This window comes from Novosphingobium sp. NFX11 (assembly GCF_057376415.1).
Map to the genome: position 1 here is coordinate 632,794 of NZ_CP080384.1, position 22,038 is coordinate 654,831.

Sequence of the window (22,038 nt, forward strand, 5' to 3'; positions counted from 1 at the left end):
AAGGATTTCGCTGCCTTGCAGCCTCTTCCGCGCTTTTATGCACCCGAGGGGTCGGGGGGCGTCGCTACATCCCCAGCGGCGGATTTACCCATGGCACCCCAGCGGCCACGCCGTTGGTCGATGGATGCGTGGACACTGATGCGGCGTGACAGCGGCATTGCTCCGGCGTCCGTCGGGGCACTGCCGGGAACTTACGGCGCAAGTCAGGCAGGCGGAATCCTGCGGTACCGCCTCGCATTGGCAAGCCCTCATCGTCCGACGGCCTACTTGCGCAGCACTTCGACGACCGGGCGGATTCGCGAGACCATGGCGGCGGTGGGGCTTTCGGCCCGGCCTTTCGCGGCCTTTCCGGTCATCGCGGCGCTGGAGGGGCGCATGACCGACCAGATGGGGCAGCGCAGGGTGCAGGGCGCCGCCATGGCCATCACCGAACTGCCGCCATTCCCCCTGCCGGCAGGCTTTCGGGCAGAGGCTTACGGGCAAGCTGGCTATGTCGCCGGTCGCTACGCGACGCCGTTCGCGGACGGACAATTCCGCGCCGACCGTGGCCTACTGACCTTGGGCGCGGCGGACATGCGGATCGGCGGAGGGCTCTGGGGTGGGGCGCAGAAGGGTGCGGCACGACTCGATGCGGGGCCAACGACCGCGATTACCATGCCGATTGGGCGCGGCATCAACGGCCGGGTCGCGGTGGACTGGCGCTTCCGACTTGCGGGTGACGCCGTGCCCGGCTCCGGCCCCGCCCTCACGCTATCCGCAGGATTCTGAAACGCGCCTTTTCCGCGACGCCATGCTGCGGTAGCGAGTGGGGGCAATGGACGTCTACCTCCCCATCGCCAACCTTTCGGTCAACGGCCTCATCATCGTCGCGCTGGGGGCGCTGACCGGCGTGCTTTCGGGCATGTTCGGCGTGGGCGGCGGGTTCCTGACGACGCCGTTGATGATCTTCTACGGTATCCCGCCTACGGTCGCTGCAGCATCGGCAGCCAGCCAGGTGACCGGCGCCAGCGTCTCGGGCGTCTTCGCGCATACCCGGCGGGGCGGCGTGGACTACCAGATGGGCGCGGTCATGGTAGCCGGCGGCATCATGGGCACCGGGCTCGGCTCGCTGTTGTTCAACCTGCTCGAGCAGTTGGGCCAGATCGATACGGTCATCAACATCCTCTACGTCGTGCTGCTCGGCTCGATCGGCGGCTTGATGGCCAAGGAGAGTATCCAGTCGATCCGCGCCGAGCGGACCGGGATTCCCATCGCCGCCAGGAAGCGCCGCCATCACCCGATGGTCGCCAGCCTGCCGATGCGCTGGCGGTTCTACCGCTCGGGCCTCTACATCTCGCCGCTGGCGCCGCTGCTGCTGGGGATCGGGACCGGCATCTTGACGATGCTGATGGGCATCGGCGGCGGCTTCGTGCTGGTCCCGGCGATGCTCTATATTCTCGGCATGAGCGCCAATGTCGTCGTCGGCACCTCGCTGTTCCAGATCCTCTTCGTGACGATGGCGACGACGATGATGCACGCGCTGACGACTCACGCCGTCGATATCGTGCTGGCCTCGCTGCTGCTGCTGGGCTCGGTGTCCGGCGCTCAGGTCGGCGCGCAGTTCGCGCAGAAGGCCAGCCCGGTGAAACTGCGCCTGATCCTCGCCGTCATCGTGCTGCTGGTCGCCGGGCGCATGGCGCTGGGCCTCGGCTATCGGCCTGACGAGATCTATACGGTCGCGCCGCTGTGAGGGTGTGGCTCGCACTGCTGGCGCTCGTCGCGCTGACCGGTGCGCGCGACCCGATCCTCGTGCCCGAAGTCTCGCAGCATGAAGTCGATCTGCAGCAGGGCTTCACCGGCACCGAACTGCTGCTTTTCGGGGCGGTGCTGACACCGGAAGGCTCCCGCGCGGCGCAGGACTACGACATCGTCGTCGTGCTCAAGGGGCCGACCCAGTCAATCGTCCTGCGCGAAAAGCAGAAGGTCGCGGGCGTCTGGATCAACGCCGCCAGCACCGAACTGCGAAGCGCGCCGAGCTACTACGCCATCGCCTCGAGCCGGCCGATCGCCGACATCGTCGATGATAAGACGGCGGCGATCTATGAGCTTGGGCTCAAGTGGCTGCAGTTGTCGCCGATCGGCGCGATCGATCCGGACGAACAGGCGCGTTTCTCCTCGGGGCTGGTCGATCTCAACCGCCGGATCGGGCTCTACCGCGAGGAGGAGGGCGGCGTCACGGTCAAGGAGCAGGTGCTTTACCAGGCGCGGATCGAACTGCCCTCGCGCGTGCCGACGGGCATCTATACCGCAGAAACTTTCGCCATTTCCAAGGGTAGGGTAGTCGCGTCGGCGAGCAGCCAGGTTGAAGTGCGTAAGCTCGGTATCGAGCGCGCCATCGCCAATTTCGCGGAGGATTACGGCTTCGCCTATGGCCTGCTGGCGGTATTCGTCTCGGTGGCAATGGGCTGGCTGGCCGGCCGCCTTTTCGCGCTGATCTGATATACGATGCCGTCTTTAGGCGGAAATTAACCTCGTCGCTGGTAGCCACCGCAATCGGTTGCCATACAAATGCGATGGGTTGACGAAGCGGATGCATCTCGACGGTCTCGACAGATTTCAAGACCCCCGGACCGATGCGGAGCCGGCCGTCGCGCTTGGGCTCGAGCCGATCGGCGTCGTCCTCGACGTGAGCGGCGCGGGTAGTCGCATCGCCTTCGATCTTGAGCGTCTGAACGAGATTACCGCGGCGGATGATCCTTCGGTGGCGATGTCCGGGCAGGTGAGCAGCCAGGTCAAGATTCGCGTCGGCACCGGCTGGCTGCTGGCCAGCGTCCGTAACCAGAAGCAGGACGGCCGCGTGGCGGGCGTGCTGTCCGAAGTCGATTTTCTCGGTGAGGGTTTAGAGGAGCGCCAGACCGGCCGCATCCACGGGTTCCGGCGGGGCGTCACGCGCTTCCCGATCCCGGGCGCGCTGGTCTACCCGGCGACCAGCGACGACCTTCGGCAGATCTATGCCAGCGACGGACGCTCGGCGATCCAGGTTGGCAACGTCTATCCCACCCGCGACATTCGCGCGGGGCTTTACGTCGATGCGCTGCTGGGCAAGCACTTCGCGCTGCTCGGTTCGACCGGCACCGGCAAGTCGACCAGCGCCGCGCTGATCCTCCACCGCATCTGCGAGCATGCGCCCGAAGGCCACATCATCATGGTCGATCCGCACGGCGAGTACGCGGCGGCGTTTCGCGATACCGGCGTGATCCTCGACGTTTCGAACCTGCAGATGCCGTATTGGCTGATGAACTTCGAGGAGCACTGCGAAATCCTGCTGACCTCTCGCGGGGACGAGCGGCAGCTTGACGCCGAGATCCTCGGCAAGGCGCTGCTGGAGGCGCGCTCGAAGAATCGGCTGGCCGAGCAGATGGGCAAGATCACGGTGGATTCGCCGATCCCTACCTGCTGTCGGACCTCGGCAATATCCTGAACAACGCGATGGGCAAGCTCGACAAGGGCCATACCAGCGCGCCGTACCTGCGCATCCGCAACAAGCTGGACGAGATGAAGTCCGACCCGCGCTATCAGTTCATGTTCTCCGGCATGCTGGTGGGCGACGTGATGGCGGACTTCATTTCCAAGCTGTTCCGCCTGCCGTCGCGCGGGCGGCCGATCTCGATCATCGACGTCTCCGGCGTGCCGACGGAGATCACCTCCACCGTCGTCGCGGTGCTCAGCCGCATGGTCTTCGACTTCGCCGTATGGGCACGCGAGGAGGAGACGCGGCCGATCCTGCTCGTCTGCGAGGAAGCGCATCGCTACGTTCCGAACGAGCGGAATGCCGATGGCTCGTCGGTGGGTCGCATCCTCTCACGCATCGCCAAGGAGGGGCGCAAGTACGGGATCTCGCTGGGCCTCATCACGCAGCGGCCGTCCGATCTGGCCGAGGGCGTGTTGTCGCAGTGCGGCACGATCATCTCGATGCGCCTGAACAACGAGCGCGACCAGGCTTTCGTGCGCGCCGCCATGCCCGAGGGGGCGCGCGGGTTCCTCGATTCGATCCCGGCGCTGCGCAACCGCGAGTGCATCGTCTGCGGCGAGGGCGTGGCGATCCCGATGCGTGTCTCGTTCGACGACCTCGAGGAGAACAAACGGCCGGCTTCGGCGGACCCCTCGTTCACGCAGCTGTGGAACCGCAGCGGCGGCGAGGAAGAGATGGTCCTGCGCACCGTGCAGCGCTGGCGCGCGCAGGGGCGTTGAACTAACCCTTGAAGGCCCTGCGCCACCGGCCGGAACTGTAATAGGCCAGTGTCAGGATCACCGTCAGCGACGAGCCGACCGGATAGGCCCACCACACCGCCTCGCTGCCGATGAAGGGGCGGGCGAGTGCATAGAAGCCAAGGCGCCCCGGGTAGAGACCGAGGAACAGCAACACCAGCGGCGCTACCACCGCACCATAGGCTCGCATCGTGCCGGTCAGGATCATGGTGATTGACACGATCACGAACGAGGCGGTGCAGACCACCTGGATATGCTCGGCGATGGGCAGGGCGGGGCTCTGGCCGCCGAGGAACAGTGCCAGCAGCGGCCTGTCGAGATCCGACGATCAGCGCGGCCACGGCGGTCGACATGACGAGATTGGTGCCCATGCCAGTCAGCGTCACCTTGCTGACGCGGCCATGGTCCCCGGCGCCCAGCGACTGCGCGACCATCGCGCTGACGGCCGAGCCGATCGCGAAGGCGGGCATCTGCAGGTAGTTCCACAGTTGCAGCGAAGCGCCGTAGGCGGCCGCCGCGTCCAGCCCCTCGCGGTTGACGAGGCTCACCATGATGAGGCCCGCCGAGGACACGATCAGCATCTGCGCGCCCATCGGCAGACCCTTGGCCAGCACATAGCGAAGGTCCTCCCCGCGCGGGGTCAGGTAGCCAAGTTCGGGGCCGCGCAGGCGCAGCGGCAGATCCTTGCGGTAGATCACCCAGATCTGCAGCACCATGCCCGCCGTGTTGGCTATGGCGGTGGCGATGGCCGACCCTGCGACGCCCAAGGTCGGCAGCGGGCCGACGCCGATGATCAGCAGCGGGTTGAACACGATGTCGAGCACCACCGCCAGGATCATGGCGTAGAGCGGCGTCTTGGAATCGCCGACGCCGCGCATGCCCATCGAGACGATCATGTTCACGCTCGCCAGCGGGATCGTCACGAAGATCACCTGCAGGTAAGCGAGCGCATCGGCGCGGCTGGCGGCAGGTGTGCCGAGCTTGTCGAGCAGTGCTCCCGCACCGAACCAGCCGATCACGCCGGTCGCGATCGAGATCAGGATGCAGAAGCCGACGCCGGTGCCGAACGTGCGCCGCGCCGCGACGATGTCACGCGCGCCGAAATGCTGGCCCACGCGCACCGTCGTCGCCATGCCGAAGCCGAAGACGGCGGCGAAGACGAGGAACATCACGATGTTGGCGTTGGCTGTCGCCGCCAGCGCGCTCTCGCCCAGCAGGCGCCCGACCCAGATCGCGTTGACCGAACCGTTCAGCGTCTGCAGCACGTTGGACAGCAGCATCGGGATCGAGAAGAACAGCAGCGTCTTCAGGATCGGGCCTTTGGTGAGATCGCCGCGCATCGCCGGGCGCGCGGGCGCTTCGACCTGCGGAGTGTCGGCGGTCGAGCTGTCCTCGCACAGCGGGATGGGCGATGCTTCGTTCATGTGCCTCTCGTGTCGCCCCAAAGATGGATGTGCAAGCGGTCCGTGAACCGCAAGCCATGCTGCGAGCAGAAATCCGCCAGCCAGCCCGACCGTTCCCGGATGACATCGCTGGAGCGGCCTTCGGGCATCAGGAACAGGCGGGCGCCGGGGATGGCGTAAGTCTGTTGCAGGGCCATGACTTCGTCGAGGTCGTCGCGGGTAGCGACCACGAACTTGAAGAAGGCGCGCGGTTCAGCGGCCCAGGCGGCGAGGCGGTCGGGCAGGAGCGCGAGTTCGGCGGGGTTGCCGCTGTGCGCCAGCTTGGGGCTGACGTTGTACTGGTCGATCCGGGCGTCGAGCGCGGGGTGCGGCGCGACGGTGGAGTTCGTCTCGACCTCGACGTGCATGCCGGGGCGGATTTCGTCGAGCGCCTGGACCATGCGGGCCAGCGCCGCGCCCTGCAGCAGCGGCTCGCCGCCGGTGATGACGAGGCGGTCGGGCACCAGATCGGCGACCGCTTGCGCGAGGTCCGCTTCCTCCATCGTCACCTGGTTCTCGCGCCGTTCGAAGGCGAGGTCGTCGCGGTGGAAGCGGTTGTCGCCGGTGAAGCGCCAGGTGTAGGCGGTGTCGCACCACTGGCACGCGAGGTTGCAGCGCGAGAGGCGCACGAAGGTGCTCGGTCGGCCCATCGAGGGGCCTTCGCCCTGCAGCGAGGCGAAGATTTCCGGCTGGCCGGGGGTGGTGGTGGCTAAGGTGAGGGTCATGGTTTCAGTGTCGTAAGGTGACGCAGGTTTACACGGTTTACACGGTCCAGAGGGAAAAGGTGTCACCTTGTGGCTGAAAGTGTCACCTTGCAGGCGAAACCTGTCACCTTGCGGCGAAAAATTGTCACCTTGTGCGGGGAAGGTGTAACCTTGTGAGCGAAGCTGGGCATGGCGCGATCATGGCAGAGGCCGTCGTTGTAGGACAGCGCATCCTCCCCGGTACGGGGAGGGGACCACCCGCAGGGTGGTGGAGGGGCACAGGCGGCATCGCCGGACTTCGCTGCGCGCACTGCCAAAGGCGCTAGCCTTCGAGGGCACGCGATCCCGCGCGTGCCCCTCCACCATGCTTCGCATGGTCCCCCTCCCCCGATGGGGGAGGATTCAGCCCAGCCGCGCCAGTGCCGCCGCCAGACGCTCCGCCTCGGCCGAGTGCGCGGCGTGGTCGGCGCGGGCCTTCTCGACCGCCTCGGGCTTGGCCTTCTGCGCGAAGGCCGGGTTATCGAGGCGCTTGCCCAGCAGAATCCCGCTCCTTGATCGAGGCGGCATGCGCCTTTTCCAGACGGGCCTTCTCGGCGGCGATGTCGATCACGCCTTCGAGCGGGATCGCCAGCATTGCGTCGCCCGCGCCGACCTGCATCGCCGCGCCCGCAGGGGCCGCCTCGAAGCGGATGCCGTCGAGACGGGCGAGGCGGTCGACCACCGCCGGGTTGCGCTCGATCACGGCGCGCGTCTCGGCGGAAGGGTCGGCGAGGTAGGCGGTCAGGCGCGCGCCGGGCGAGATCCCCAGTTCCGCCTTGGCACCGCGCAAGTTGCCGACCAGCGCGATCAGCCACTCGACTTCGGCCTTGGCCTCGGCGTCCACCGCGGCCTCGGGCGCGGGCCATGCGGCGACGATCAGTTCGGCCTCGCGGGTGCCGGTCTTGCTCCACAGCTCTTCGGTGACGAAGGGCATGAAGGGGTGCAGCATGACGAGGATCTGGTCGAGCACCCAGCCGGCGACGGCCTTGGTCTCGTCATCGAACGAACCCTTGATGAGTTCGATGTACCAGTCGCAGAACTGGTTCCAGACGAAGTGGTAGATTGCGTTTGCGGCCGCGTCGAAGCGCAAGTCGGCCATCGCCTTGTCGAGCGCGGCGACGGTCTCGACCACTTCGCCGATGATCCAGCGGTTGACCGCCGAAGTCGCCTTGGGCGCGGCGACCGAAGTGCTGCCGACGATGCCGTTGGACTGGCAGAAGCGCGCGGCGTTCCACAGCTTGGTGGCGAAGTTGCGGTAACCCTCGACGCGCTTTTCATCCATCTTCACGTCACGGCCCTGGCTTTCCATGGCGGTCATGAAGAAACGCAGCGCGTCGGCGCCGTATTGGTCGATGAGGCCCAGCGGATCGACGACGTTGCCCTTGGACTTGGACATCTTCTGCCCGTCGGCTGCGCGCACGAGGCCATGGAGGTAGAGCCGCTTCCACGGCACTTCCTTCATGAAGTGGATGCCCTGCATCGCCATGCGCGCATCCCAGAAGAACAGTATGTCGAAGCCGGAAACGAGCAGGTCGTTGGGGTAGTGCTTCTTGAGCAGCGCCGAGATCCTGATCGGGCCAGCCCAGCGTCGCGAATGGCCACAGCGCCGAGGAGAACCACGTATCGAGCACGTCGTTGTCACGGGTCAGCGCCTTGTTGCCGGCAAGGGCCTGCGCCTCTTCCTCGGTCTCGGCGACGAAGATCTCGCCGTCTTCGGTGTACCACGCGGGGATGCGGTGGCCCCACCACAGCTGGCGGCTGACGCACCACGGCTGGATGTTCTCCATCCAGTTGAAGAAGGTCTTCTCCCAGCTCTTGGGCACGATCTCGATCGAGCCGTTGCGCACGGCTTCCATCGGCGGGATGGCGAGCGTGGCGGCATCGACGTACCACTGGTCGGTCAGCCACGGCTCGATCACCACGCCGCCGCGGTCGCCGTAGGGCGTAGCGATGGTGCGCGGCTCGGCGTCGTGCTCGACTTCGTTGCCTTCCTTGTCCTTGGTCACGTGCGGGATCAGGAGGCCCAGTTCCTTCATCGCCTCGACCACGGCGGCGCGGGCGTCGAAGCGGTCCATGCCGAGGAAGTGGTGCGGGATCAGGCCGTCCGCCGTCTGGCAGACCTTCGCTTCGGCATCGAGCATGTTGAGCATGTCGCGCGCCTCGATCCCGGCGCGCTTGCCGACCTCGAAGTCGTTGAAGTCATGCCCCGGGGTGATCTTCACCGCGCCCGAGCCCAGTTCCGGATCGGCATGCTCGTCGGCGACGATGGGGATCTCGCGGCCCGTGATCGGCAGGGTGACGGTGGCCCCGCGCTCCAGCAGCGGCTTGTAGCGCTCGTCGGCGGGGTTCACCGCGACCGCCATGTCGGCCAGCATCGTCTCGGGGCGCGTGGTGGCGACCTCGATATGGCCCGAACCGTCCGAGAGCGGATAGTTGAAGTGCCAGAAGTGTCCCTGGATCTCGCGCGTCTCGACCTCGAGGTCGCTGATCGCGGTCTTGAGCTTGGGGTCCCAGTTCACCAGCCGCTTGTCGCGGTAGATCAGGCCCTGGCGGTGCAGGTCCACGAAGACCTTGACCACGGCCTTGGTGAAGTGCGGGTCCATGGTGAACTGCTCGCGGCTCCAGTCCATCGAGCAGCCGAGGCGGCGCAGTTGGCCGGTGATGGTGCCGCCGCTCTCGGCCTTCCATTCCCAGACCTTCTCGATGAAGGCCTCGCGCGTGTAGTTGGTGCGCTTGTCCTGGCGCTGCTCCATCTGGCGTTCGACCACCATCTGGGTGGCGATGCCGGCATGATCGGTGCCGACCACCCACAGCGCGTCCTTACCGCGCAGGCGCTCGTAGCGGATCACCACGTCCTGCAGCGTGTTGTCGAGCGCGTGGCCGATGTGCAGCGAGCCCGTCACGTTCGGCGGCGGGTTGACGATGGTGAAGGGCGCGGCGTCGGGGCGCTCGGGGCGGAACAGGTTGTTCTGTTCCCAGTGGGCGTACCACTTGGCCTCGATCCCGGCGGGGTCGAAAGTCTTGTCGAGAGCGGGTTCTGCGATTTGGTCGGTCATGGCGTCGGTCATGGCCGGGGCCATGCCAAAGGGCGGGTTTCGGCGCAAGGACGATTCCCCGTCATCCCAGCGAAGGCTGGGACCGCTGGCCGCGTAAAGCCCACCCCTCGGCAGGGCGTACTGACGATAGGTGGCATTAACAGGCCAGCGGTCCCAGCCTTCGCTGGGATGACGAAGTGTGTTGGGTGACGGGGTGCAATCAAAGTGACACATCTCGTCGCCAGCATGGAACATCTTGCCGGTCCATGGTTTTTCCCCCAAAGCGAGCGAACATGCGGGAATGGGCTGAATTCACCCTGTCGGAAAACGACCAAGGCGCCGACCATGTCCTGGCGCTGAAGGGACCGCTTTGCGTTCATTCGCTGGGCAATCTTGACGCCAAGCTGCATGGCCTGAGCGGGAATTTCACCCGCGTGGACATGTCCGGCGTCACCGACATCGACACCACCGGCGCCTGGCTGGTCACGCACTACGCCAACCAGCGCGGGCTGGAGATCACCGGAGAAAACGAGCAGGCGCGCCGTCTCTTTGCCGCCATCGGCAACATGCACGAGCATGAGGCCGAGCCGGAGCCGAAGCTGCCCTTCATCACCCGCCAGTTGGACGAACTCGGCGACCTGATGGCGAACTGGGGGCATGGCATCGTCAAAGTGCTCGACTTCCTGGGCGAACTGATCCTCGCCCTCGGCGCGGTGATCCGCCGGCCGTCGAAGCTGCGCGGCACGGCGCTGGTGTTCCACATGCAGTACGTGGGCATCAACTCGCTGTGGATCATCGGGCTGATGAGCTTCCTCATCGGCATCGTCATCGCGCAGCAGGGCGCGGTGCAGCTCGCGCAGTTCGGCGCGGAGTTCTATACGATCAACCTGACCGGCCGCCTGTCGATGCGCGAACTGGGCATCCTGATGACCTCGATCATGGTCGCGGGTCGTTCGGGATCGGCCTTCGCCGCGCAGATCGGCACGATGAAGCTGACCGAAGAAGTGGACGCGATGCGCACCATCGGCGTTTCGCCGGTGCAGGCGCTGGTGGTGCCGCGCGTGCTCGCCTCGATGCTGATGATGCCGCTGCTGGGCTTTTATAGCTCGGTCCTTGCGATCATCGGCGGCGCGACGATCGGCGGCCTTGCGCTCGACATTCCGTTCTGGACCTTCCTGCAGCGCACGCGGGAAGTGGTGCCGATCACCGACGTCTACATCGGCCTGATCAAGGCACCAGTCTTCGCGCTGATCGTGGCGCTCGCGGGGTGCTATCAAGGCATGCAGGTGACCGCCAACGCCGAGGAAGTCGGCGCGCGCACGACGCAGGCGGTGGTCACCGCGATCTTCACGGTGATCGTGCTCGACGCCTTCTTCGCCATCTTCTTCACGAAAATCGGTTGGGCATGACGGACCTCTCGGACGATTATCAGGGCGAATACCCGATCCTCGTCGAAGGGCTGCGCAGCGCCTTCGGCGACCACGTGATCCACGACGACCTCGACCTCAAGGTCAGAAAGGGCGAGATCCTGGGCGTCGTCGGCGGTTCGGGCACCGGCAAGTCGGTGCTGATGCGCTCGATCATCGGGCTGCAGCAGCCGGCCGAGGGCAGCATCACCGTGCTCGGCCACAAGATGGGCGAGGCGACCGAGGACGAGGATATCGACTTGCGCTCGCGCTGGGGTGTGCTGTTCCAGGGCGGCGCGCTGTTCTCGACCCTGACCGTGGGCGAGAACGTGGAGGTCCCGCTCAAGCAGTTCTTTCCCGAGATCACCGACAGCTTGCGGGCCGAGATCGCCCGCTTCAAGGTGCGCCTTTCGGGGCTCCCGGAAAACGCCGCGTTCAAGTTCCCGAGCGAGCTTTCGGGCGGCATGAAGAAGCGCGCAGGGCTTGCCCGCGCACTGGCGCTGGACCCCGAACTGCTGTTCCTCGACGAGCCGACCGCGGGCCTCGACCCGATCGGCGCTGCCGCGTTCGACAGCCTGACGCGCGAGCTGAAGGAAACGCTGGGGCTCACCGTCTTCCTCATCACCCACGATCTCGACACGCTCTATGCGATCTGCGACCGCGTGGCGGTGCTGGCCGACAAGAAGGTCATCGCGGTGGGGACGATCCCGGAACTGCTGGCGCTCGACCATCCGTGGATTCAGGAATACTTCAACGGCCCGCGTGGTCGTGCGGCGCTTGCCGCGAAGGACGATCCGCCAATGTCCGAACAGGCATTGCCGGAACACATGAAATCGGAACATGGGGCCGCCGAGGCGGTTCAAGCTAGTTCGCCGTCCGACACGGACAGCAAGAAGTCGGAGGCATAGGGGCGCAGGCGATGGAAACCAAAGCCAATCACGTCTGGGTCGGAGTCGTCACGCTCGTCCTGCTGGCGGCGCTCGCGGCGTTCGTCATCTGGATCGCGCGGCTCAACGAAGGCGCCCAGAACGAATACGACATCTTCTTCAAGCAGTCGGTCGACGGCTTGGCCAAGGGGTCGGAAGTCGGCTATGCGGGCGTGCCTTCGGGGCAGGTCACACAGATCGAGCTATGGCCGCAGGACCCCAGCTTCGTGCGCGTGCGCGTCAAGGTCGATGAGAAGGTGCCGATCACGGTGGGCACCACCGCGACCATCCAGGGCAGTTTCACCGGCGTTTCCGACATCCAGCTGGAAGGCGCCGTCAAGGGCGCGCCGCTGCTGACCGAGCCCGGGCCGGAAGGCGTGCCGGTCATCCCGACCAAGCGCGGCGGCTTCGGCGAACTGCTGACCAACGCGCCGCTGCTGATGGAACGCCTCGCCACGCTGACCGAGAACCTCAACCAGCTGATGAGCGCGGAAAACCGCAAGTCGATCACCGGCATCCTCGCCAATACCGACAAGATGACGAAGGACTTGTCGCAGGCGACGCCGCAACTGCGCGCGACGATGAGCGAGCTGCAGGCGACGCTCAAGCAGGGCACTCAGACCCTCGCCGCGTTCGAGGGCGTGGCGCACAAGGCCGACGACCTGCTGGGCGACGAAGGCAGTTCGCTGGCCGAACAATTGCGCAAGACTCTGGCCTCGGCGCAGAAGTCGATGGACCAGCTCGACAAGACGATGGCCCATGCTCAGCCCGCGCTGGATCAGGTGTCCGAGCAGACGCTGCCTGCCGCCGAAAGCGCGATCCGCGACTTGCGCGCGACCAGCAAGGCGCTGCGCAGCCTGACCGAGAAGATCGACGAGCAGGGCGCCGGAGCGCTGCTCAAGGGGCAGAAGCTGCCCGACTATAAGCCGTGAGGGGTATCGCGATGAACCGTTTTGGCCATGGACTGATGGCGGCCGCTGCCGCGCTCACCCTGTCGGCTTGCGTGAGCCTCGGCACCAAGCCGCCCGACGAACTACTCAAGCTCACCGCGCAGGACGGCGCGCCGGTCGGGGCGACTGCGAGCGGCCAGTTGTCGGATGCGATCGTCGTGCTCGATCCCGAATCCGATCGCGGCCTTGACGTGCTGCGGGTGCCGGTGACGGTGGACAGCTCCAGCGTCGCCTATCTCAAGGACGCGTTGTGGGTGGAGAAGCCCACGCGCCAGTTCCGCTCGCTGCTGGCGGAGACCCTGCGCGCGCGCACCGGACAACTGGTGGTCGAGGGCGGCGACTTCGAGGTCACCGGCAAGACGCTGATCGGCGGTCGGCTGCTGCAGATGGGCTATGACGCGCAGCGCAGCGCCGTAGTGGTGCGCTTCGATGCGGTGCGCTCGGAACGCGGCACCGGCCCGCTCCAGACGAAGCGCTTCGAAGCCGTGGTGAACGGCGTCGAGGCCAAGGCCAAGCCGGTGGGTGCAGCACTCAACCAGGCGGCGAACGACGTCGCGCGGCAGGTGGCGGACTGGGTCAAGGGCTGACCGCTTCGCTGCGTGGAGCGCGGCCGGAGTTTCGCGAAGGGCCAGGATTAATTTAAAAAGTCCATGGGAAGCGCCTTCGCGATATAAAAGAGACGAAGGTAAAAAGTTTTCATTCGCATATTGCGCTTAAATCACGGCAAACGAATGAATTGACGGGAAACGGTTGAAAATACCGTTTATCGACATTTGTTTCTGTTGCTTGTCGGCAACAGTGACGCTTTGATGACAATCCAGAAACAACTCTTTGGTTTGACGGCAATTTCGCTCCCGCTAAGGGGCGCCTCCCTGCTGCCGGTAACGGTGCGGGTGCGACAAGAATATTGCAGGAGCATACCATGAAGAAGTTCGTCCCGGTGGCCGTTGCCGCCGCGCTGTTCGCCGTTCCGGCCGCCGCCCAGGCACAGGCTTTCGTGCAGGTGGAAACCGGTCTCGACTCGATCTCGGTCGGTGGCAGATCGGACGAGGGCGTCGCCTACGGCATCAGCGCCGGCTACGACATTCCCCTGTCGAACGGCCTGTTCGTCGGCATCCAGGGCACTGCCGCCGACAGCACCACCAAGGAATGCGCGTCGGCCGGTGCCGAGCGTCTCTGCATCAAGACCGGCCGCGATCTCGCCGCTGTCGTGCGCCTCGGCACCCAGGTCGGTGAGCGCAGCAAGATTTACGTGCTCGGGGGTTACACCAACGCCCGTCTGCGCGTGACTTACACCGATGGTGTCGACAGCTACGGCGAAGGCGCCAATGGCGACGGCTTCCGTCTCGGCGCAGGCGCTCAGTACGACCTGTCGGACCGCCTTTTCGTGAAGGCCGAGTACCGTTACTCGAACTACGAAAGCGATTTCAGCCGCCACAACGCGCTCGTCGCGCTGGGCGCCAAGTTCTGATCTCAGGACATGGGGCGGGCGCCGTAGGCGTCCGCTCTTGCCAAAAGACCCGCCCGGCTCTCGCCGCGGCGGGTTTTTTCCGTTTCAGCGGGAGAGTGCGGCCAGTGCGATCGCCAGCCTGAACGCCTCGAACCGGGCGGCGCGGCGTTCGGTGGCTTCCCAGTCCTCGCCCCAGAGTTCGACCTGCCAGTCGGCCTCCAGTTCGGCGGCCTTCCACAAGGCTTCGGCATCGGCGCCGGGACGGATCGCCTCCAGCGCGATGACCAGCGAGGCGGAGAGGCTCGACAGCATCTTGAGCGCGGCCAGTTCGAAATCGCTGCAGGCGTCCAGTTCGCTGCGCAGACACGCCAGCGTCGGTTCCGGCTGCGGCTTGTGGATGATGCCGGAGATGCGTGTGAAAGTGACGCCAAGCCGCGCCTCTGCGGATGAGAGCACGGGCTCCCACATTTCCATCTGCCGCTTGTAGAGCGCCTCGTCCGGGTCGGCGCGGTAGCACAGGGTATCGGTTTCGGCGTAAGGCAGCAGTTCGGCGATGACGGTGCCGCGCGCGGGCGCGACGGCGTCGATCGCGAAGTCGGCAAGGTCGCGGTAGTGGAAGGTCGCGGTGTCGATCTCCTCGCCCTGTCTGGCCCATTCGGCGGCCAGCGCCCGCGCCAGCGCCTGCGTCGGCACGACTTGCGGGCGGCCGCCTGCGGTGCGGATTGGGCGGCCGTCGAGGACCGCGCGCCAGCCCGAGTCTTCCGGGCCGTTTTCGGTCTGCTCGGCGGTCGCTTCCTTGTAGAAACGCTTCATTTGGGTGTGCGCCACTTTCTGATGAGAATCGCGGGCAGGACGAAGGCGTCGATCAGCCCGTTGGCGAGGAGGAGATAGGCGACCCATGCCGGTGCGCCGGGAAAGATACGGCCTTGCGTCATCAGCAGGCCGAGCACGACGAAAGCGACACCGGCGATGCGCACGATATTGATGATCGCGAAGCGCAGCGCTGCGGGATCGCGATCGGGTTTCGGCTGGCTCACCTGAGCAAGTGCTCCAGCAACTGCGCCGGGGTCTCGGCGACCATTTCGGCGCCCGCTTCGGACAGTTCGCGCGGGTGGTGATAGCCCCAATCCACGCCGACCGCGCGGACTTGCGCGGACGTCGCCATCTGCATGTCGTAGGCCGTGTCGCCGATCATCACGGCTTCCGACGCCTGCGCGCCCGCTTCGAACAAAGCCTCTTCCAGCATCGCGGGGTGGGGCTTGGAGGGATGACGGTCGGCGGTCTGGAGCGTCACGAAGAGGTCGGCGATGCCGTTCGCCTCAAGGCAGAAGCCGAGGCCGCGATCCGACATGCCGGTGGCGACGCCCAGCGTCCAGCCATTCGCATGAAGGGCGCGCAAGGTGTCCTCGATCCCCGGGAACAGCGGCTGGGCGACACGGCCCTGTTCGCGCGCGGTGCGGAACGAGAGCTTGTAGGCCTCGGCCATGGCGTGTTGCTGCTCGGCGTCCGAATCGGGCAGCAACTGGCGGATCGCCTGAGGCAGCGAAAGCCCGACCGCACGCCGGATGCTCCCGCGCGTCGGTGAAGGCAGCGAGAAGGCGGCGAAGGCCGCCTCCATCGCCTCGCAGATCGGCGCCTGCCCATCGACGAGGGTGCCGTCGCAGTCGAAGACCGCCAGTTTCACCGGGACCTGCCTCGCGGCGCGCCGCCGGGCTTGGGGCCGGAGCGCGCTGCGCCCGTGCGCGGACCGGAAGGCTTGCCACCGGGACGTGCGGGCTTGCCGCCCGGCTTCCCGAACGACTTGCCCGCAGGCTTTCCGGGCGCCTTTCCGCCGGGCTTGCTGCCGGGCTTGCTCAGCCGCGTCTGGCCCGAGCCGGGGCCATCGCTGCGCTTGCGGCGCTCGCCCCGGCGTTCCTTGCGGTATTCCTTGGCGTGCTGCTTGGCGGCCTTCTTCTGGTCTTCCTTGGTGAACTCGGCCGGAGCCTCGATCTCGGTGTCGCCTTCCGATCTCGACGAAGCCCAGCTGCTCCAGCGAATTGGCGAAGTGCTCAGGGAGAGGGGCGGTGACGTCCAGCGGGGCGCCGTCCGGGTGCTCGATCAAGAGGCGGCGTGCGTGGAGGTGCATCTTGCGGCTGATCGATCCGGTCAGGAATGCCTCCTGGCCGCCGTACTTGCCGTCGCCGACGATCGGGTGGCCGATCGCCGCCATGTGGACGCGCAGCTGGTGGGTGCGGCCGGTCAGCGGGTGAAGCTCGACCCAGGCGGCGCGGTTGCCGGCGCGGTCGATCACGCGGTAGCGGGTGCGGGCGGTCTGGCCTTCCTTCTCGTCCACGTGCATCTTCTCGCCGCCGGTGCCCGGCTGCTTGGCGAGCGGCAGTTCGATCATGCCGTCGTTGATGCTCGGCACCCCGACCACCAGCGCCCAGTAGATCTTCTTGGCGGTGCGGCCGGAGAACCGCTTGGAGAAGAACGCCGCGCTGCCCGGGGTGCGCGCGATCAGCAGCACGCCCGAGGTGTCCTTGTCGAGTCGGTGGACGAGGCGCGGGCGCGGGCCTTTCTCGACATAGGCGTCGAGCAGGCCGTCGACGTGCTCCTTCATGCCCGAGCCGCCCTGCGTGGCGAGGCCCGGCGGCTTGTTGAGCACGATCGCGGCCCGGTCCTGCGTCAGCACCATCGAATCGGCGAGTTCGATCTCGGCCTCGGTCAGTTCGCGGCGCGGGCGTTCGCCGCTCGCCGAAGCCTTCTGCTCGCCGCCGGGCGGCACGCGCAGGGTCTGGCCCGCTTCCAGCCGGGTGTCGACGTCGGCGCGCTTGCCGTCGACGCGAATCTGGCCGGTGCGCGCCCAGCGCGAGACCATCGCGAAGCCCACCTTGGGCAAGTGCCGCTTGAACCAGCGGTCGAGGCGGACGCCGTCGTCATCCTGACCGACGGTGAATTGACGGACGATATCGATATTGCTCATGCCACGCTCCGCATAACAAAAAGGCCGAGGAACAGGCCGCCGAATCCGGCGAGCAGTGACAGGGCGGTATAAAAGGCAGCGGTGGCGATCTCGCCCCGCTGGATCAAGGTGGCGAAATCGAGGCTCATCGACGAGAACGTCGTGAAGCCGCCGAGCACGCCCACGGTGACGAACAGGCGGGTGCCTTCGCCGGTATTGCCATGACGGGCGAACCAGCCGGTCACCAGTCCCATCAGCAGGCTTCCCACGACATTGACGGTCAGCGTGCCATAAGGAAAGACGCCCGCGCGCACCGGGCCGAGCGCAGCGGTCCAGCCGCGCCCGACGAGGAAGCGCAGCCACGAGCCGAACGCGCCGCCGAGGGCCACATAAAGAGAGGCCAGTATAAAGGAAGATTGGGGCATGGCGCCGCCTTAGCCGCGAATCGCCGGAATTCCAATCCGCCCTACCAGAGCCGCTGCACTGCAAATCCGTCGAACAGCGCTTCGTAGGAAATGAGCACCATGTCTTCGGCCTGCGCCTGTGCAATCAGCAGGCGGTCGAACGGGTCCTTGTGAGCGATGTTCATCTGCCCGGCGAGGCGGGCATGCGTGATGCTGATCGCCAGTTCGTCGAACCCTTGCGCCGCGATGATGCTTTCGAAATCCCGCGCGAGCACGGCCGCGCCGTCCAGCTTGCCGATCCGGTGCTTGGTGGCGATCTCCATCGCGGAAGCCGCGCTGATGGCTACAGTGTTGGTGGTATCGGCGATCGCCTCGCGGGCGCGAACCGACAGATGATCGTCGCCCGCCAGCCACCAGATCAGTGTGTGCGTGTCGAGCAGCAGCCTCAATCGAGGTTCCAGGCGCCGAGTTCATCAGCGGGAAGTGGCTCGAAGAAGGCATCGTCCACGCTGATCGCGCCCTTGAGCGCGCCGAACTTGCGTTCGCCGATCGGATTTATCGGGACCAGACGCACGGCAGGAACGTTGCCGCGTGCGATCACCACTTCTTCGCCCGCCAGCACGCTGACGATCAGGCGGGATAGGTTGGTCTTGGCCTCGTGGACGGAAACCTGAGTCATCGTGATGCTCCTTAGCCAGATATATAGCTAAGGAGATGCATTGCGGCAAGCTGCAGGCTTTGCGGGTGATTGGTCTTGTCTTCGAGCCGTCACTTTGCTAACGGGCCGCTCAATCAGCTGCCTCCGAGTCCGGCGGCGGCCTTTTATTGGCTCTAGATTCGCAGCACGCCGCGCCGAACCGGATGCGTGGCGGCTTCGTCTGTTTTGTGAGGTGTTTCGGTTTATGCAGATTCTCGTCCGCGACAACAACGTCGATCAGGCTCTTCGTGCGCTCAAGAAGAAGCTGCAGCGTGAAGGCGTGTATCGTGAGATGAAGCTGCGCCGTCACTTCGAGAAGCCGTCGGAAAAGCGCGCTCGCGAAAAGGCTGCCGCCGTTCGCCGCGCTCGCAAGCTTGAGCGCAAGCGCGCCGAGCGCGACGGCTCGAAGTAAGAGCTTTCCTGCGCTTTTGCGCAGGGCATCTTTAAATCTGGATCAGCGGCTTGAATGCCGCGCCGGGTTGAGCCATGAGGGCGCGGAATCACCATTCCGCGCCCTTGGTGCATCTGCAAGGGATGCCAGCCCGGGCGCTTCAAAAGAATACGAGGGCCACAGACGATGACAGAGATCACCCGCGTTGCGCTGCAGCCGATCGAAAAGGGCGCTGTTTCCAAGATCTGGATCGGTGTCGTCGCGATCGCTCTGGCCTCGGCCGGTGTGGCCTATGCCGCGCTGCCGCCCGCGCCCACCGTCAAGACGCTGACCGCCGGCACCGGCGCCTCGCCGACGATGGAAGACGTCGTGCTCATCAACTACAAGGGCATGCTGACCGACGGCAAGGTGTTCGACGAGAACAAGAACTACCCCAACCCTGTCGCGCAGTTCGTGCCCGGCTTCTCCAAGGCGCTGATGAAGATGCAGCGCGGCGGCAAGTACGACGTCACGATTCCCGCCGAGCTGGCTTACGGCGCCAACCCGCCCGCCGGTTCGCCGATCCCCGCAAACGCCGACCTCAAGTTCGAAGTCGAACTGATCGACTACAAAAGCCTCGCCGAAATCCGCCAGCAGCAGCAGATCCTGCAGCAGCTCCAGCAGATGCAGGGCGGCGCTGGTGCTCCGGGCGGCGTTCCGGGTGCACCGGGCGCGATGCCTCCGGGCGTCGAAGCACCGGCTGCTCCGGCTCCGGCGCAGTGAAGGCAGCGATCGCGGCGCTGCTCCTCGTGGCAGCGCCCTCGGCCGTGTTCGCGCAAGCTGCCCCAAAGCCCGCTGCCCCGGCGGCGACGCCTGCGGCTCCGCAGGTCAAGGTCGAGGCGATCAAGGCCGGGACCGGCGGCAAGCCGCCCGAGCATGGCTATGTGCTGATCAACTACAAGGGCATGCTGCAGGACGGCACCGTGTTTGACCAGAACGAGCAGATGCCGATGGCGCTGGACGAAGTCGTCCCCGGCTTTGCGCAAGGGTTGCTCCAGATGGAGCGCGGCGGGCGCTACCGCCTGACCATTCCGCCTGAACTCGGTTACGGTGCGCAGGCGTCCGGCCCGATCCCGGCGAATTCCACGCTGGTCTTCGAGATCGACCTGCTGGATTTCAAGACGCCTGAGGAAATCCAGGCGATGATGGCGCAGATGCAGGCTCAGGCGGCCCAGCAGCAGGGCGAGGCAGCCAAGCCTGCGCAGTGACACACCGCTCGTCATTGCGAGCGTAGCGAAGCAATCCAGGGCAGCGCTCACCGCCCTGGATCGCCACGGCCCTTCGGGCCTCGCGATGACGAAGGTGGGGCAGGGAACTTGAAGCCGCAGCGCCCCGCTGCTAGCGCACCGCTATAGAATTTCCGCCCGCCGTGCTTCCATGCGCGGCGGGCTCAACTGTAAAGGGAAAGCCATGTCGGTCGATACCGCAACCGTGGCGAAGATCGCCAGCCTCGCGCGCATCAAGGTGAGCGAGCAGGAACTTGAGGCCATGGTGCCCGAGTTGAACGGCATTCTCGCCTGGGTGGAGCAACTCGGGCAGGTCGACACCGACGGTGTCGAGCCGATGACCGCCGTGATCCCCAACACCCTGCGCCTGCGCGACGACGTGATCGACGCCGACCCGCTGACCGGCGGCGACAAGCGCGACGCGGTGCTGGCTAATGCGCCCGCCGCGCAGCACGGCTTCTTCGGCGTGCCCAAGGTGATTGAATAAGCCTTTGGATTATCCCGATCCTTCGACAAGCTCGCAGATGAGCGGAGTTGGGGGAGAGAGACTTTGAATCTATCCCCGCTCATGCTGAGCTTGTCGAAGCAAGCACGGGCAGCACACAAAATCTGGAATGCAGCATGACTGACATTACCGACCTTGGCGTAGCCGCCATCCGCGACGGCGTCGTCGCCGGAACTTTCTCCGCCGTCGAAGTGGCCGAGGCGTTTAACGCCAACGTCGCGGCGGCGCAGGACGCGCTGAACGCCTTCATCGTCGCCACCCCCGATCACGCGGTCGCCGCCGCCAAGGCCATCGACGCCAGGCGCGCCGCAGGCGAGGCACTCGGCCCCATGGGCGGCGTGCCGATCGGCATGAAGGACCTGTTCGCCACCAACGGCGTGCAGACCACCGCCGCCAGCCACATCCTCGAAGGTTTCGTGCCGCAGTACGAATCGACCGTCTCGCAGAAGTTGTGGGATGCGGGCGCGGGCCTGTTGGGCAAGCTCAACCTCGACCAGTTCGCGATGGGCTCCTCGAACGAGAGCAGCCACTTCGGCTCGGTCGTCTCGCCCTGGCGTCGCCCCGGCAGCAATGCGCCGCTGACGGCGGGCGGTTCCTCGGGCGGCTCCTCGGCGGCGATCGCGGCGCGGCTCGTGCCTGCCGCCACCGGCACAGACACCGGCGGCTCGATCCGCCAGCCCGCCGCCTACACCGGCACCACCGGCATCAAGCCGACTTACGGGCGCTGCTCGCGCTGGGGCGTGGTGGCTTATGCCAGCTCGCTCGATCAGGCGGGCGCGATGGCGCGCGACGTCACCGACTGCGCGATCATGCTGGAAAGCATGGCCGGGTTCGACCCCAAGGACGCGACCAGCCTGAACCTGCCGGTGCCGGACTGGACCGCCGCGCTCTCGGGCGACCTCAAGGGCAAGAAGGTCGGCATCCCGAAGGAATACCGCGTCGAGGGCATGCCCGCCGAGATCGAGGCGATCTGGGAGCAGGGCATCGCATGGCTCAAGGACGCGGGCGCCGAAGTGATCGAAGTCTCGCTGCCGCACACGCAGTACGCGCTGGCGACCTATTACATCATCGCGCCTGCCGAAGCCTCGTCGAACCTCGCCCGCTATGACGGCGTGCGCTACGGCCTGCGCGACCTGCCCGACGGCGCGGGCCTGCAGGACATGTACGCAGCCACCCGCGCCGACGGCTTCGGGGCCGAGGTCAAGCGCCGCATCCTGATCGGTACGTATGTGCTGTCGGCGGGCTTCTACGACGCCTATTATACGAAGGCGCAGAAGGTCCGCGCGCTGATCTCGCAGGATTTTGCCAAGGCCTTCGAGCAGGTCGACGTCCTCCTGACCCCGACCGCGCCGAGCGCTGCCTTTGCCCTTGGCGAAAGCAACGAAGACCCGATCGCGATGTACCTCAACGACGTGTTCACGGTCCCGGCCTCGCTGGCGGGCCTGCCTGCCATGTCGGTGCCGGCCGGCCTCGACGCGCAGGGGCTGCCGCTGGGCCTCCAGATCATCGGCCGCCCGCTGGACGAGCAGGGCGTGCTGAACGCAGGGCTAGCCATCGAAGGCCGCGCAGGCTTTGCGGCGAAGCCGGAGAAGTGGTGGTGATTGACGGTATTACCGTCAAAAGGTAATACTTGCG

The 22,038-nt window shown here is 66.1% G+C and carries 20 protein-coding genes and 4 pseudogenes; 14 read left to right on the forward strand and 10 right to left on the reverse strand.

What is annotated here, in order from left to right:
• Positions 1-138: 138 nt before the first annotated feature.
• The 4 genes and pseudogenes from KZO24_RS03360 (at position 139) to KZO24_RS03375 (ending at position 4,230) form a co-directional block, all read left to right on the forward strand.
• A complete protein-coding gene (locus tag KZO24_RS03360) occupies positions 139-768 on the forward strand; it encodes a hypothetical protein (RefSeq protein WP_486486877.1) in 630 nt (209 codons plus the stop codon).
• A 46-nt stretch (positions 769-814) separates the two neighbouring features.
• Entirely contained in the window at positions 815-1,729 is a 915-nt protein-coding gene (locus KZO24_RS03365) for a sulfite exporter TauE/SafE family protein (RefSeq protein WP_036523649.1), read from the forward strand.
• Positions 1,726-2,478 (forward strand): TIGR02186 family protein, encoded by a 753-nt coding sequence (locus tag KZO24_RS03370; protein ID WP_008828323.1) that lies wholly within the window; start codon positions 1,726-1,728, stop codon positions 2,476-2,478. The genes KZO24_RS03365 and KZO24_RS03370 overlap by 4 nt, the downstream gene beginning before the upstream one ends.
• A 91-nt stretch (positions 2,479-2,569) precedes the next feature.
• Positions 2,570-4,230 (forward strand): annotated as a pseudogene (locus tag KZO24_RS03375) (ATP-binding protein).
• Between the two features lie 377 nt (positions 4,231-4,607).
• Here KZO24_RS03375 and KZO24_RS03380 read toward each other — a convergent pair.
• The 3 genes and pseudogenes from KZO24_RS03380 to KZO24_RS03390 all read right to left on the reverse strand — a co-directional run.
• Positions 4,608-5,672: pseudogene (locus KZO24_RS03380) on the reverse strand (MATE family efflux transporter); the annotation flags it as partial.
• Positions 5,669-6,415: a 7-carboxy-7-deazaguanine synthase QueE gene (locus KZO24_RS03385; protein WP_271184723.1), complete on the reverse strand. Its 747-nt coding sequence runs from the start codon at positions 6,413-6,415 to the stop codon at positions 5,669-5,671. The pseudogene KZO24_RS03380 and the gene KZO24_RS03385, both read right to left, overlap by 4 nt.
• Before the next feature lie 381 nt (positions 6,416-6,796).
• Positions 6,797-9,489 (reverse strand): annotated as a pseudogene (locus KZO24_RS03390) (valine--tRNA ligase).
• Positions 9,490-9,761: 272 nt separating this feature from the next.
• On the opposite strand from KZO24_RS03390, the gene KZO24_RS03395 reads away from it, so the two are divergent.
• The 5 genes from KZO24_RS03395 (at position 9,762) to KZO24_RS03415 (ending at position 14,221) form a co-directional block, all read left to right on the forward strand.
• Complete coding sequence (locus KZO24_RS03395; protein WP_486486878.1) at positions 9,762-10,877, forward strand: ABC transporter permease; 1,116 nt, start codon at positions 9,762-9,764, stop codon at positions 10,875-10,877.
• On the forward strand, positions 10,874-11,782 hold the full coding sequence (locus KZO24_RS03400) for an ABC transporter ATP-binding protein (RefSeq protein WP_271184725.1): 909 nt from the start codon (positions 10,874-10,876) through the stop codon (positions 11,780-11,782). The genes KZO24_RS03395 and KZO24_RS03400 overlap by 4 nt, the downstream gene beginning before the upstream one ends.
• 11 nt (positions 11,783-11,793) lie before the next feature.
• Positions 11,794-12,732 (forward strand): MlaD family protein, encoded by a 939-nt coding sequence (locus KZO24_RS03405; RefSeq protein ID WP_271184726.1) that lies wholly within the window; start codon positions 11,794-11,796, stop codon positions 12,730-12,732.
• 11 nt (positions 12,733-12,743) lie between these two features.
• The gene (locus KZO24_RS03410; RefSeq protein WP_271184727.1) at positions 12,744-13,337 is read left to right on the forward strand and encodes an ABC-type transport auxiliary lipoprotein family protein; all 594 of its coding nucleotides are present in this window, start codon (positions 12,744-12,746) and stop codon (positions 13,335-13,337) included.
• Between the two features lie 335 nt (positions 13,338-13,672).
• Positions 13,673-14,221, forward strand: coding sequence for an outer membrane protein (locus KZO24_RS03415; RefSeq protein ID WP_486486879.1), 549 nt, complete (start codon positions 13,673-13,675; stop codon positions 14,219-14,221).
• A gap of 84 nt (positions 14,222-14,305) precedes the next feature.
• Here the strand turns inward: KZO24_RS03415 and KZO24_RS03420 are convergent, their stop codons facing one another.
• The 7 genes and pseudogenes from KZO24_RS03420 to KZO24_RS03450 all read right to left on the reverse strand — a co-directional run bounded on the left by KZO24_RS03420 (position 14,306) and on the right by KZO24_RS03450 (position 18,224).
• Positions 14,306-15,013, reverse strand: coding sequence for an ATP12 family chaperone protein (locus KZO24_RS03420; protein WP_271184728.1), 708 nt, complete (start codon positions 15,011-15,013; stop codon positions 14,306-14,308).
• On the reverse strand, positions 15,010-15,237 hold the full coding sequence (locus tag KZO24_RS03425) for a hypothetical protein (RefSeq protein WP_008832571.1): 228 nt from the start codon (positions 15,235-15,237) through the stop codon (positions 15,010-15,012). The genes KZO24_RS03420 and KZO24_RS03425 overlap by 4 nt, the downstream gene beginning before the upstream one ends.
• Positions 15,234-15,884: an HAD-IA family hydrolase gene (locus KZO24_RS03430; protein ID WP_008832570.1), complete on the reverse strand. Its 651-nt coding sequence runs from the start codon at positions 15,882-15,884 to the stop codon at positions 15,234-15,236. Before KZO24_RS03430 ends, KZO24_RS03425 begins: the two co-directional genes overlap by 4 nt.
• Positions 15,881-17,162, reverse strand: a pseudogene (locus KZO24_RS03435) (RluA family pseudouridine synthase). The gene KZO24_RS03430 and the pseudogene KZO24_RS03435 overlap by 4 nt, the downstream one beginning before the upstream one ends.
• Complete coding sequence (crcB, locus tag KZO24_RS03440; protein ID WP_069708082.1) at positions 17,159-17,566, reverse strand: fluoride efflux transporter CrcB; 408 nt, start codon at positions 17,564-17,566, stop codon at positions 17,159-17,161. The pseudogene KZO24_RS03435 and the gene crcB overlap by 4 nt, the downstream one beginning before the upstream one ends.
• Before the next feature lie 41 nt (positions 17,567-17,607).
• Entirely contained in the window at positions 17,608-17,994 is a 387-nt protein-coding gene (locus KZO24_RS03445; RefSeq protein WP_069708081.1) for a type II toxin-antitoxin system VapC family toxin, read from the reverse strand.
• Complete coding sequence (locus KZO24_RS03450; protein ID WP_008832566.1) at positions 17,991-18,224, reverse strand: type II toxin-antitoxin system Phd/YefM family antitoxin; 234 nt, start codon at positions 18,222-18,224, stop codon at positions 17,991-17,993. The genes KZO24_RS03445 and KZO24_RS03450 overlap by 4 nt, the downstream gene beginning before the upstream one ends.
• 223 nt (positions 18,225-18,447) lie before the next feature.
• Between KZO24_RS03450 and rpsU the strand changes: the two genes are divergently transcribed.
• The 5 genes from rpsU to gatA all read left to right on the forward strand — a co-directional run bounded on the left by rpsU (position 18,448) and on the right by gatA (position 22,004).
• Complete coding sequence (gene rpsU, locus KZO24_RS03455) at positions 18,448-18,654, forward strand: 30S ribosomal protein S21 (RefSeq protein WP_008832565.1); 207 nt, start codon at positions 18,448-18,450, stop codon at positions 18,652-18,654.
• A gap of 165 nt (positions 18,655-18,819) precedes the next feature.
• Entirely contained in the window at positions 18,820-19,395 is a 576-nt protein-coding gene (locus tag KZO24_RS03460; protein ID WP_271184729.1) for an FKBP-type peptidyl-prolyl cis-trans isomerase, read from the forward strand.
• Positions 19,392-19,880, forward strand: a complete 489-nt coding sequence (locus KZO24_RS03465; RefSeq protein WP_008832563.1) for an FKBP-type peptidyl-prolyl cis-trans isomerase — start codon at positions 19,392-19,394, stop codon at positions 19,878-19,880. Before KZO24_RS03460 ends, KZO24_RS03465 begins: the two co-directional genes overlap by 4 nt.
• A gap of 202 nt (positions 19,881-20,082) precedes the next feature.
• Entirely contained in the window at positions 20,083-20,385 is a 303-nt protein-coding gene (gene gatC / locus KZO24_RS03470) for an Asp-tRNA(Asn)/Glu-tRNA(Gln) amidotransferase subunit GatC (protein WP_008832562.1), read from the forward strand.
• Between the two features lie 134 nt (positions 20,386-20,519).
• Positions 20,520-22,004: an Asp-tRNA(Asn)/Glu-tRNA(Gln) amidotransferase subunit GatA gene (gatA, locus tag KZO24_RS03475; protein ID WP_271184730.1), complete on the forward strand. Its 1,485-nt coding sequence runs from the start codon at positions 20,520-20,522 to the stop codon at positions 22,002-22,004.
• Positions 22,005-22,038: the final 34 nt, after the last annotated feature.